Source organism: Corynebacterium lubricantis DSM 45231 (genome assembly GCF_000379425.1).
Lineage (GTDB): Bacteria > Actinomycetota > Actinomycetes > Mycobacteriales > Mycobacteriaceae > Corynebacterium > Corynebacterium lubricantis.
In genome coordinates this window covers 1-12,187 of the sequence record NZ_KB902205.1, presented here as the reverse complement: position 1 = coordinate 12,187, position 12,187 = coordinate 1, and the positions used below count along the sequence as shown (strand labels likewise).

The following is a 12,187-nucleotide window of genomic DNA, read 5'->3' as shown; positions in this document are numbered from 1 at the left end:
TCCGTTGGCACCGTCGGCGATTCCTACGACAACGCGTTGGCGGAAACGGTCAACGGTCTCTACAAGACCGAGCTGATCTATCCCCACCGGCCGTGGGCGTCGGTTGGGGAAGTCGAGATCGCGACCCTTCGCTGGGTGTACTGGTGGAACAACCACCGCCTGCACGAGTCATTGGGATACATCACCCCACAAGAGATGGAAGACGCCTACTATCAACAATCACACGCCCAGCCGTTGGGCGTTCAATAAGCGGAACGAAAACCAGGACGCTTCAGGGAGACCCGGCCAATCACCTTGGCAAGCTTGATCAACTCCGACTCCAGGTACCTCACATGTGCCTTGGTCAGGTTCATGTCTTTGGAGGTGATGATGACGACGTCTTCCCAGAAGTCCTTGTTGGCGTTGTGGTTTTCCAGTCGTTTGACGACACTGTCGCCCTCGCCGATGTAGGCGGCTGGCTCTCCCTCGTCGTCGGTGCCGAAGAGGACGTAGACTCCGGTTCGTTGGGCTTCCTCGCGAGTTTTGATCCTGCCCAGGTCCTTGCGTCGGGCCCGGAGCATGTGGCCGGTCCAGTTGAGGATCTCGGCGGTCATCAACCCGCCGACGGTGCCGTCGACGAGGAAGAGGCGGACTTGTTTGCCGTCCATTAAATGTTCCAACTTTCACGACCAGTCTGGTCCCAGACTGGTTCTAGGGGAGTGCCTGGTTACGACGTGGGTGAGACTGTCTGAGAAGAACGCGGGTGCTTCTTCCAGTTGGCCTCGGGGTCTCCGAGAGTAGAAAGGACCATGTTGCACCACAGTTGAGCGGCGTCTGCCGCTACTTGGGCATGACGAGTTTTGAGGGGAGAGGCTGCCGTGCGTCCATGATCGATGCCGAAGCGGTTGCGGAACTCAGCAAGGCCGTTCACCATCTTGGAGGCTCCCCCGAGCATCTCTCGAACTGCCTTGTCACTGTCAATGTCCTTGTTGACTCCTCCGGCGTCGAGCTGGAGCTTCTGGGAGACCAGGTTGACCAGTTTGGGGAAGTTCTCTTTACCGGTGAGTTCAATGCCGGTTCTTGCGGCAGCGATCTTGGCTGCAGATTCGCAAAGGGCTCTGGCGACGGTAACTACCACGTCCGGGTGGTTCTCAGAGAGCAAGGTATTAAGCAGGTCTACCTGGTCTTGGAGTACCTGAGGGTCCTCAATCGCGACCAGGGCCTCTTCGGAAAGCGAGATAGTGTCTGGAAGCGTGAACCTGTAGGTGTCCTGGTCGAAGGAGAATCCTGCACGAGAAGCAAAACGGGTCAGCTTCTTGATAGAGGACTGGGCGAAGTCGTAGGAGGGATCGTCATTGATGTCCTCGAAGGCTTCGAAGCAGATGTCCTCGAAAACCATGAGGGCCCTGTGGACCTCAGAGACATCGGCCCAGTTCACATTGTCTGCGTAGGCACTGAAAGCCGTCTCTCCATCCCGTGGGTCATACCCGTCCATCTCCGGGACCGGTTGAAAATCAAGACCGAGCCATGCATCTACGACGACGCCAGGAGGAAGTACGGAAGCAATCCTTTTCATCGCCAATACAAGATAAGAAGGAACCAGAAAGTCATTACTCACCTTGGTAACCTTACCGAGAAGCCGTCCAACATCCCTGAATCCTTCAACCATGGTGAGGGAGTGGAGATAATTCACACTAGGGTCCAGGTGGCCGGCCATTGGCAGGTCGACTGACCGGGTCGAGCTGAGGTGCCTCACCGAGGCCACGAGCAAGGATGATGTTGGCCTTTGCCCGGAGGTGGTCCGGGTCGATCAGCCCCTCGGCGGCCTTGAGAAGCTCCAGCTGTTGCCTCGACTCCGAGATGACCTCAGAGAAGTCCTGAGGCTGGCTCTCGACCACCCGAGGGTTGATGACTGTGCCCTTGGTCCAGTATGACTCGATGGCCTCGGCCACCTCGTTCTGATAGGCGACAACCAGAGGCCGGGAAGCTTCGTTGACCCGGTCCTCGTCAATGGTTGCCAGCCACATCGTGAGAGTCTTGAGGTTGATGGCCGTCATCTCGCGCTGTGATCCGTTCGATCCGACCATTGTGGTCTTCACAATGGTTGCCCATGACTTCCCCTTGAGCTTGGTGAACTGGCTGGCGAAGTCTAGGCCGATGGACTCGACCAGAGGCCGGAAGACGACGTAGGGTTCGCCGCCAACCTGGACAGACTGAACGCTGTCCCTGTGGAACGGGATGTCGAGGACCTCCACCGAGGCTGAAGAGTCCAGGATGGGGATGCTGGCGCTCTCTTCATGGAAATCGTGGGTGGCCCTGACGGTAACTTCACCAAAGTCCTCCAACCCTTCTAGGTCCTCAAGACACTAGTGGCCTCCGGTTTCCGTAGATAGATGGGGGAGAACCTTGTTGTAAGTTATGTCCCCGATCTCCCGGCGTGTCTTGCTCTGAGGTCTCTCTAGGGGCGCGACTGTATGTTTTTCGACTATCTGGCCTGAAACCTTGGGAAGCCGTGCAAACAACTCTCTCGGATGGAGCTGAAGGTGGTATAAGAGCCGCGGTAGTTGGAGAACCTTTACCAAGTGCCAACGAGGCTGTGGATCACCTTGCGTGCTGAGTGAGTGATGTTGTCAGCCTTCGGTGTAGATGATCATCACATCGAGGTCAGTACAGCGGAGGCAAGCGGCGGCCAAAGCTCTGAGAACTTCATCATTTTCGACCATGAGGTGTTCCAGAAGCTGAGAGGTTATATCGGTATAGTCGCGAGCAATGAAGAGGTGGTCCTCGGTACCAAGACGGATCATGTCTCTTGGGACTGTGTAAGGCCCTGCTCGGTTCCCTTCTGTGGACATCCTGTTGCTCTCGTCTCAAGAGATTCACCTCGGAATAGGTAGAGCATTACGGGAAAGTTACGGGAAACATAACGAGGGTGAGTGTTGAGGATGGCCCTTGAGCTGCAAGAATGATCTCTTCGGGGTGAGTTCCCGGCAGCTCCACAATTGGCAAAACCCCTGGTCGTTGTTGACCAGGGGTTTTGTTGTTTCTGGGCCAAGCTCTTCGACTGTAGGGGTTGCTGTGGCGTGGGTTTCAGGCTGTCCGGTCCCAGATTCGTCCGCACGGCGGACTGTCAGCCGATAGAAATTCACCTGGGTGGTGTCTTTTTCTGGGTTTGGCTAAATGTGTATAGCTAATTAGCTAGGAAATCGGCCAAATCTGCAGCTAATTAGCGATACACAATTAGCCAAACCGATTCCCTCGGCCGGGCCTGACCCCAAAATGTCCGCACGGCGGACTGTCGGACGATAGAAATTAGCTGCTCTGAGATGAGGCATCCTCGCGCTTAATATGGCTCCGCGCGTGTTCAAGGGCGGAGTCGAGATCGCTGAACAGGTGCTTCTTATGCCTCAGTGCGGTAATGACGCCGACTTGGTAGAACAACTTTTCGTGGTGCTCGCGCAGCCCCTTGATTAAGACGGTGATCCCGCGGGCTTCGAGTCTGCGCACCACCTCCGAGAGGGTCTGGGCACCTGTGGCGTCGACGGTATCTAGTTGGGAGAGGCGGAGAATGACCACGGAAACTCCCTGGGTATTCACCACTTCGTCCATGACGCGATCGGCACTAGCAAAGAAGAGAGGCCCGTCGATGTTGATCAGCGCGATGCGATCGTCGTCTTCCTCTGGCTCGCCTGGTAGGTCCTCGCGGTAAACACGCACGGCAGATGCGTAGTTGCGGATGGCGAAGATTCCAGCGAGGATCAAGCCGATAATCACCGCGACGATGAGATCGACCGAGATGGTGATAATGACCGTGACAATGTAGCCCAGTGCATCGGAGCGGGTAGAGCGCAAGATCGACTTGCCCACTGAAATGTTGATCATGCGGATAGCCGTGACCATCAAGACGCCCGAGAGAGCGGCAAGAGGGATGAAGCTGACCGGCTGTGAGAACAGTAAGACAATGATCAAGAGCACGACCGCATGGAAGATTGCGGCCAGGCGGGTGCGACCACCGCTGCGCACGTTCACCGCGGTACGGGCGATTGCGCCGGTTGCCGGCATACCTCCGAACAAGCCGGATCCGATGGATGCGAGGCCCTGTCCAACAAGTTCGCGGTCCGGATCGTATGGGCCGGTATCCGCCATCGATGCTGCAACGCGGGCAGAGAGCAGCGACTCAATGGCTGCGAGAGCCGCGACGGCTACCGCTGGAAGCAACAAATCAGACAGCAGCTCAAGGTTCATGGGCGGAATGCTGGGCGCTGGAAGCGTGCTTGGCAGTGCGCCAATGGTGGCCAGCGGGTTGTCAATGACAAGAGCGAGCACCGTCACGACGATGACCGCTACCAGCGAGCCTGGAATGGCCGGGTGAATTTTAGGAAGTCCAACCATACAGATCGCCGCAATAATCACGGCGCCGATTGCCCACAGTAGGTAATTTACGTCCGCATTAGCCAAGCTTGCTACGGCTGCCAAGAGGGCGCTCGTTTCGCCCGATTCGTTACCGTTCGGACCGGTCAGCGCTGGGATTTGCTGCAGGAAAATAATCACTCCGATACCAACGGTAAATCCCTCGATAACAGGCCACGGGATCAGTGACACCGCACGCCCGAGTCGGAGGATACCGGCAATCAGGACGATCAATCCGCCCATCAAGGAAACAAGCACGATGGCCGAAGGGCCGTGGGAAGCGACGATGGGGGCGAGAACAACGACCATGGCACCCGTCGGGCCCGACACTTGCACATTCGAGCCACCGAATACGGCGGCGATCACGCCGGCAATAATGGCGGTGATCAGCCCCGCTTCGGCGCCAGCACCGGAGGAAATACCGAATCCAAGCGCGAGGGGAAGGGCGACGATGCCCACGGTGACACCGGCAATGAGGTCGCTGCGCCACGTTTTTCGGATACCGGCGTAGTCGGAACGTTGGGGGAGGAGCGAGTTTCTTTTGCTCATCGAGTGGTGTCTTTCTGCGAGGGGACTGAATCCATTGAAGCGGCGGTGTCTCGTTGATTAGCGTTGTCGTGCAGAATCTCTTCCAGGAGTTCGCGCGCTACGTGGAGGAATTCGCTGACTTGGGGGTACGCGATCCGGTAGAACACGTGGCTCCCGCGACGCTCGGAGACGACAAGCTGGTAACGACGAATCACAGCCAGGTGCTGGGAGAGATGAGAGGCCTCGAGCTCCATGATCTCCTGTAATTCCGCGACAGAGTGCTCCTTGCCGTCGGACAGCAGCTCGAGGATGCGGATCCGGATCGGGTGGGAAAGTGCTTTAAACAGGCCGGCCTTGAGTTCATAGATCGGCTTAGATTGATTATTGAGTGGCATGATGGATTCATCATATCGTCAATTGGCACATTGTCTAGGCACCTATTTTCCCGTGCGGGGTCCACAACGCGGGTGTACACTCGGCGCTCACAAATGACCTTTAGTAGAGCTAGAGTCACTCAAAATCTCATGGAGGAAGGCAGAAATGCGCGCGGTAATCATTCACGGTCCGGGAGATATTCGAGTCGAAGACGTTGCGGCTGACACCATTCAGCACCCGACTGACGCGGTGATCGAGGTCAAGGCTGCATGTGTCTGCGGCTCCGACTTGTGGCGCTACCGAGGCGAAACCCCGATTGCGCCGGGTTCACGGATGGGGCACGAATATGTCGGCATCGTCACCGAGATCGGGTCTGGAGTCAGTACCGTGCAGCCCGGCGATTGGGTCGTGGGATCGTTTGTCGCCAGCTGCGGAGTGTGTGAAATCTGCCAAGCGGGAGATTTTTCAGGCTGTATCAATCGCGAAATGCTCGGGGGAGTGGGTACCCAAGCTGAGTATTCGCGAATCCCCTGGGCCGACGGGACACTGGTGAAGCTGCCGGCCCCGCCTACCGACGAGCAGTTGCGCCACTTGCTCGCTGCATCCGACGTACTAGGTACAGGCTGGTTTGGTGCGGACACGGCAGGCGTTGGACCGGGCAAAACCGTGGCAATTATTGGTGATGGTGCCGTTGGCCTCTCGGCGGTACTTGCCTCGCGTGAGCTTGGCGCTGAACGAATTATCATTTCTTCGCGCCATGCGGACCGGCAGGAGATGGCGCGCGCATTTGGAGCAACAGACGTAGTTGAGCAGCGTGGCGACGAATTCGTGTCCCAGGTTATCGAGATGACAAACGGGTACGGGGCGCATTCTGCTGTGGAGGCGGTAGGTACGAATGAGGCGATGCAGCAGGCAATCGCCTCAACTCGTCGCGGTGGAAAAGTTGGGTTCCTGGGAATCTCGCACGGAGTCGAGATCACCGGGGAGCAGCTCTTTGGTGCGCTTATTCACCTGCATGGTGGCCCTGCGCCGGTGCGCAGGTATTTACCTAAGTTAGTCGAGCGCATCTACGCAGGAGGTTTTACTCCTGGTGACGTGTTCACACAGACGCTTTTACTTAATGAGGCGGCGGCGGGATATCAGGCGATGGATGATAGAAGCGCAATCAAGGTCATGCTGACTCCCTAACACCCTAAAGTTGGTGACGTGTCATAGTTATAACTTTTCTGCTACAGTAGGCGCAGATAATTAAAAGTTCAACGAAAGGACCTCCATATGTCTCTTGCCGTATCTTCGATCGCTCTGCGTGCAATTCCAGCAGCTTTCATCTTGAATAGCGGCCTGGGTAAGCTGCAAACTCCCCCAGAGGCTTCCGCAGGGATGCAGCAGTTCGCTGCAACCGGCATTAGCGCGGTAAACAAACTTCCGGCAGACAAGTTTGGCAAGATTCTCGGCGCGGCCGAAACCGCTCTCGGTGCTGCGCTCCTTACGCCATTTGTTTCCAACCGTCTCGCAGGTGCGGGCCTCACCGCGTTTGGCGCGGGCCTTATGACCCTGTACTTCGGCAACGAGGGAAACACCGAGGATGACGGTATCCGCCCATCTTCTGACGGTACTACACTGGCGAAGGACTCTTGGCTGGTTGCCCTGGGCGTTGGCCTGATGGCACTGCCAAAGGGTGAGAAGAAGGCAAAGAAGAACAAGAAGTAATTAAGAAACACTACTGTTCGCTAGTTAGGGGTACCCGGGGGTGCCCCTAATTTTTTTGTTTGTGTACATTTCCCTGCGGTTATTCATTAGGGTGAGGGGAATAAAGAAAATTAGGGTTGGCTAACCTCGCTTCGGAAGCTATGTTCTTTTAGGTAAGCCTTACCTAACATAATCTGAAAGGGTAGAATTAATGGCAACTCGCCTTCTCACTCGCAACGCTCTGGTTGCACTTGTCGCCAGCGCGGGCCTGGTCCTCGCATCGTGCTCTGATTCTTCTGCGCCTGCTGATAATGCGGCTGGCGAATCGTCGTCAAGCGAAGTCTCGACGATTGAAGTGGAAGATAACTTTGGTGTTCAGACCGTGCCAAGCCCTCCGCAGAAGCCCGCATCGCTGGACAACCGGACGTTTGAGGTGCTGGAGCAGTGGGGAATCGACCTAGTTGCCGCGCCGGTGGATCTGATCCCGGACACCATTGGATACAGCACGAACCAAGACATCGCCAACATCGGCAACCACCGCGAGCCAAACCTCGAGCTGCTCACCGCTGCTGAACCGGACCTGATTGTCAACGGTCAGCGCTTCGACGCCTTCCAGGAAGACATCAAGAAGCTCAACCCAGACACGCCTATTGTTGACTTCGAGCCTCGCGAAGGCGAGGCATTCGATCAGGAACTGATCCGTGAGGTCGAAGGCCTGGGCAAGATTTTCGGCAAGGAAGCCGAAGCCGATCAGCTTGTCAAGGACTTCAACGACTCCATCGAGCGTGCTCGTAACGCATACAACGGCACTGACACCGTCATGGCCGTCAACGTCTCCGGTGGCACCATCGGCTACATCGCACCAAACATCGGCCGTGTCTACGGCCCAGTCTTTGACGTGCTTGGCCTGACCCCTGCACTCGAAGTCGCAGACGCATCGAGCAACCATGAAGGCGATGACATCTCGGTTGAGGCAATTGCTCAGTCTAACCCGGATTGGATCTTCGTGCTGGACCGCGACGCGGCCGTTGAAGAAACCGCGACACCTGCGAAAACCGTAATCGAGGACTCTCAGGCACTGCAGAACGTCACTGCAATTCAGCAGGGCAATGTGCGATACGCACCAAACGACACATACACTAATGAGTCGATCATCACATACACCGAGATCTTCAATGAGATCGCCGACGCTTTTGAGGCACAACAGTAAAAATGCAAGAAACTGCAACAAATAGGGAAAGGCCACGCACCAAATCCCGTCTCCTCGACTGGAAGTTGATAGTGGCCACCCTTGCTGTCGCTGCTTTGCTTGTCTTGTCTCTTTTCGTGGGGCAGTACGACGTTCTTGGGGCCGAAGATGGCGCCGCGATGTTCGCAACTACCCGCGTGCCCCGTACCATCGCGCTCGCCTTGGCTGGCGCCGCGATGGCTATGTCGGGCCTGGTGATGCAGCTTCTCACGCAGAACCGCTTCGTCGAGCCGACCACTACGGGTACTACGGAGTGGGCCGGGCTCGGCCTCTTGTTCGTGATGTACTTCGTTCCTGGAGCCTCCATTATGACCAGGATGTCCGGCGCGATTATTTTCGCGTTCATCGGCACCATGGTGTTTTTCATGTTCCTGCGCCGCGTCACACTGAAATCCAGCATGATCGTGCCGATTATCGGCATCATGCTGGGCGCTGTCATCGGCTCGATCTCGACCTTCTTCGCGCTCCAGGCCAACATGCTCCAGCAGCTGGGAGTCTGGTTCGCAGGTTCATTTACGGACATCGTCCGCGGCCAATATGAAGTGCTGTGGATTGTCGCGATCGTCGCCGTGCTGATCTTCTTCTACGCCGACCGGATCACCGTCGCCGGCCTCGGCGAGGAAGTGGCCACCAACGTTGGACTCAACTACAACCGCATCATCTTGATCGGCACGGGGTTGGTGGCAATCGCAACAGGCGTAGTCACCGTCGCAGTCGGATCGCTTCCATTCCTCGGCTTGATCGTGCCGAATATTATTTCCATGATTCGTGGCGACGATCTGCGCAGCAACCTTCCGTGGGTGTGCCTGCTGGGTATCGCCATTGTGGTTATCTGCGACATCATCGGTCGCGTCATTATCGCCCCATTTGAAATGCCGGTCTCGGTCATCCTGGGAATTGTTGGTGCGATCGTCTTCGTCGGCTTGATTGTGAGGCAAACGCGTCGTGGCTAACACTGAAACAAGTATGGCAACAAGTGCCGATACCGGGAAGCACAGGGAAGTAGGAGCCTTCCAGTCGGCGAAGTCCGCCCGGAAATATTGGTTCATCCTCATCGGATTGATCATTGCAGCTGCGCTATTCTCATTCGGACTTCTGGCTTGGGATAACCCGATGGAGTTTGGCACTCGCGGATTCTGGCTGATCGCCGAACGACGCCTCGACAGCGTGATCGCGATGGCAGTGGTGGCCATCTGCCAGGCATTTGCCACGGTGGCTTTCCAAACGGTGACGAATAACCGCATCATCACACCGTCGATTATGGGTTTCGAATCCCTCTACCTGGTGATTCACACCGCAACGGTATTTTTCTTCGGGGCCAGCGGGCTGCTCAATGCACGTAACTTGGAAATGTTCATTTTCCAGGTCGTATTGATGATCGGCTTCTCGCTGATTCTCTACACCTGGCTTTTGACTGGGAAAAACAGCAACCTGCACGCCATGCTGCTCATCGGCATTGTCATCGGTAGCGGCTTGGGCAGCGTATCTACGTTCATGCAGCGCATGCTCACACCCAGCGAATTCGATGTGCTGAGCGCCAGGATGTTCGGCTCGGTAAATAATGCTGATTCCGCATACTACCCAGTTGCGATTCCATTGGTGATCCTCGGTGTCTTGGGCCTGTATCTAAATTCACGCAAGCTCAACGTCTTGTCACTCGGGCAGGAAGCCGCCATAAACCTGGGCGTGAACTACCGGTTCAACACCGTCTACACTCTGATTCTGGTCAGTGTGCTCATGGCGGTTTCGACAGCGCTTGTCGGCCCGATGACATTCTTGGGCTTCCTCGTGGCTACGTTGGCGTACCAGTTTGCCGATACGTATGATCACCGCTTCATTTTCCCCATGTCTGCGCTCATCGGGTTTGTGGTTCTTACCGGGGCTTACTTCATCATGAACCACATTTTCTATGCGCAAGGCGTTGTCACAATTATCATTGAGCTTGTGGGTGGCATCGTCTTCCTGTACGTCGTGCTGAGAAAGGGTCGACTGTGATTACTCTGACTAATGTCCGCAAGGAATATAATTCCGATGTTGCGATCGGACCTGTCAACCTGGAGATTCCCTCCGGAGGTATCACCGCGCTGGTCGGCCCCAATGGCGCCGGCAAGTCCACCCTTCTGACCATGATCGGCAGACTGCTCAGCATGGACGCCGGTGAGGTGAAAGTCGCGCAACACGATATTTCGAAGACGAAGTCCAAGGACCTGGCAAAGATCATCTCGATTCTGCGCCAGGAGAACCACTTCGTCACCAAGCTGACGGTCCGCCAGCTCGTCGGTTTCGGCCGCTTCCCTTATTCGCAGGGCCGGCTCAACGAAGAAGACGAGAAAATCATCTCGAAGTACATCGACTTCTTCCGCCTGACCGAGCTCGAGGACCGCTACCTCGATCAGCTCTCCGGCGGACAGCGCCAGCGCGCATATGTGGCCATGGTGTTGAGCCAAGAGACCGAATACGTGCTTCTCGACGAGCCTCTGAACAACCTGGACATGGAGCACTCCGTTCAGATGATGAAGCACCTTAAGGATGCTGCTCACCAGTTTGGGCGCACGATCATTATCGTTTTGCACGACATCAACTTTGCAGCACGCTACGGCGACTACATCTGCGCGGTTAAAAACGGCCAAATCTATGCCTTCGGCACCGCGGACGAGATTATGAAAGATGATCTGCTGACCGATATTTTCAACACAAAAGTCCAGGTCATCGAAGGTCCAAACGGCCTGATCGCGGATTACCACTAGGTCATGCGCGAATTCCTTGATCGGTGGCAAGTCGGGTTTTACCTCGCGGCCATCGTTTTTGGACTCCTCGTCACGTTTCCGTCCCTCGAATGGGCAGTCGAGCCTATGCTCGCACTGCTCATTTTTGTCACTTTCATGGCGGTACCACTTTCGCAGGTGTCTATTCCGCCGAAATTCCTGGTCACGCTCCTGGCCGTGAACTTTATTGCCGTGCCCATAGTGGTCTGGCTAATCACGCGCCCCATCGCCGATGCTCCGGAACTCCTCGTCCCAGCGGCGCTTGTTCTCCTCGCCCCGTGCGTCGACTACGTCATCGTGTTCTGCACACTCGCTGGAGGCGCGCGCGAAAAACTCTTGGCAGCAACGCCGATCCTGCTTCTTGTCCAGATGCTCGCCCTGCCGGTCCTTGTTCCGCTCATCAGTGGTGGGAGAGTACAGCTAGAAATCGCACCCTTCCTTCGGGCTTTCCTCCTGCTCATTGTGATCCCGCTGATTCTGGCGGCATTTTTGCAGAGAAAAGACAAGATCGCATCGCTTGCCGACGATTCCATGGTGCCCATCATGGTCATCACACTGTTCGTCGTGGTTTCGGCCTATTCCCGTGGAGTCACCGAAAACTTGGAGAGTCTCGCCCGGGTCATCCTGACCTATGCAGCGTTTGTGGTTGTCATGCTTCTCGTCGGACTCGGCTCAGCGTGGGTAGCCAAGCTGCCTTATAGGGAAGCCATTGCAGTGATCTTCTCTGGAGTAACACGCAATTCCCTCGTGGTGCTGCCCATCGCCCTCGTATTGCCATCGGCAGTTATCGAACCAGCAGTGGTTGTGGTGACTCAAACACTGGTTGAACTTATTGCGATGGTGGTTATGGTGAAACTAGTGCCAAAGATGGTGCAAAAAATAGCGATTGACTAGGCGATTTGTGGCTTAAGTGAGTTTATGGATATAGTTCTTCAAGTCGCCAACGAGAGGTTGCCACAAGGTAAACATCAAGGCGACAGGAACTAAATACCTGCAGATTTGACAAAGATCTGATACAGCGGGTAAGTTAGCTTCTCGGCCCTGAAGGCCAGAAACACTCGGTGAGTGTGGATGGTGTTGGGTGCAAGTGTTGTGTGAGAACTCGATAGTGTGCCAATGTACTTTTGTTTGTGTGTTGGTTTGTGTGCTTGGTTGTTTCCCTGCCGCATAGTTGCTGTCCTTTGGGATGGTTGTT

At 55.9% G+C, this 12,187-nt stretch carries 13 protein-coding genes; 8 read left to right on the top strand and 5 right to left on the bottom strand.

All coding sequences use genetic code 11. The annotated features are described in order from the left end of the window. On the top strand, positions 1-249 hold a 249-nt coding region (locus A37O_RS15120), incomplete at its 5' end, for an integrase core domain-containing protein (protein ID WP_018297192.1). On the opposite strand, the gene A37O_RS0109065 is transcribed toward A37O_RS15120, so the two are convergent. From A37O_RS0109065 to A37O_RS0109040, 5 genes are all read right to left on the bottom strand, one after another. Next, entirely contained in the window at positions 243-647 is a 405-nt protein-coding gene (locus A37O_RS0109065) for a GIY-YIG nuclease family protein (RefSeq protein WP_018297191.1), read from the bottom strand. The genes A37O_RS15120 and A37O_RS0109065 overlap by 7 nt on opposite strands. Positions 648-706: 59 nt before the next feature. Then, positions 707-1,597, bottom strand: coding sequence for an abortive infection family protein (locus tag A37O_RS0109060; RefSeq protein WP_169332153.1), 891 nt, complete (start codon positions 1,595-1,597; stop codon positions 707-709). A 76-nt stretch (positions 1,598-1,673) separates the two neighbouring features. Continuing rightward, the gene (locus tag A37O_RS15115) at positions 1,674-2,324 is read right to left on the bottom strand and encodes a phage antirepressor N-terminal domain-containing protein (protein ID WP_018297189.1); all 651 of its coding nucleotides are present in this window, start codon (positions 2,322-2,324) and stop codon (positions 1,674-1,676) included. 964 nt (positions 2,325-3,288) lie between these two features. After that, on the bottom strand, positions 3,289-4,935 hold the full coding sequence (locus tag A37O_RS0109045) for a SulP family inorganic anion transporter (protein ID WP_018297187.1): 1,647 nt from the start codon (positions 4,933-4,935) through the stop codon (positions 3,289-3,291). Further along, positions 4,932-5,309: an ArsR/SmtB family transcription factor gene (locus A37O_RS0109040; RefSeq protein ID WP_018297186.1), complete on the bottom strand. Its 378-nt coding sequence runs from the start codon at positions 5,307-5,309 to the stop codon at positions 4,932-4,934. The genes A37O_RS0109045 and A37O_RS0109040 overlap by 4 nt, the downstream gene beginning before the upstream one ends. A gap of 145 nt (positions 5,310-5,454) precedes the next feature. On the opposite strand from A37O_RS0109040, the gene A37O_RS0109035 reads away from it, so the two are divergent. The 7 genes from A37O_RS0109035 (at position 5,455) to A37O_RS0109005 (ending at position 11,886) form a co-directional block, all read left to right on the top strand. Further along, on the top strand, positions 5,455-6,477 hold the full coding sequence (locus A37O_RS0109035; protein ID WP_018297185.1) for an alcohol dehydrogenase catalytic domain-containing protein: 1,023 nt from the start codon (positions 5,455-5,457) through the stop codon (positions 6,475-6,477). Between the two features lie 87 nt (positions 6,478-6,564). Next, on the top strand, positions 6,565-6,999 hold the full coding sequence (locus A37O_RS0109030) for a hypothetical protein (protein ID WP_018297184.1): 435 nt from the start codon (positions 6,565-6,567) through the stop codon (positions 6,997-6,999). Between the two features lie 190 nt (positions 7,000-7,189). After that, positions 7,190-8,188 carry a siderophore ABC transporter substrate-binding protein gene (locus tag A37O_RS0109025; RefSeq protein ID WP_018297183.1) on the top strand — a complete coding sequence of 333 codons (999 nt, stop codon included), beginning with the start codon at positions 7,190-7,192 and terminating at the stop codon, positions 8,186-8,188. 2 nt (positions 8,189-8,190) lie between these two features. Further along, positions 8,191-9,180: an ABC transporter permease gene (locus tag A37O_RS0109020; RefSeq protein WP_026196271.1), complete on the top strand. Its 990-nt coding sequence runs from the start codon at positions 8,191-8,193 to the stop codon at positions 9,178-9,180. 13 nt (positions 9,181-9,193) lie between these two features. Continuing rightward, positions 9,194-10,222 (top strand): iron chelate uptake ABC transporter family permease subunit, encoded by a 1,029-nt coding sequence (locus tag A37O_RS0109015; RefSeq protein ID WP_018297181.1) that lies wholly within the window; start codon positions 9,194-9,196, stop codon positions 10,220-10,222. Continuing rightward, the gene (locus A37O_RS0109010; RefSeq protein ID WP_018297180.1) at positions 10,219-10,974 is read left to right on the top strand and encodes an iron ABC transporter ATP-binding protein; all 756 of its coding nucleotides are present in this window, start codon (positions 10,219-10,221) and stop codon (positions 10,972-10,974) included. Before A37O_RS0109015 ends, A37O_RS0109010 begins: the two co-directional genes overlap by 4 nt. Positions 10,975-10,977: 3 nt before the next feature. Next, a complete protein-coding gene (locus A37O_RS0109005) occupies positions 10,978-11,886 on the top strand; it encodes an arsenic resistance protein (protein ID WP_018297179.1) in 909 nt (302 codons plus the stop codon). Positions 11,887-12,187 lie beyond the last annotated feature (301 nt).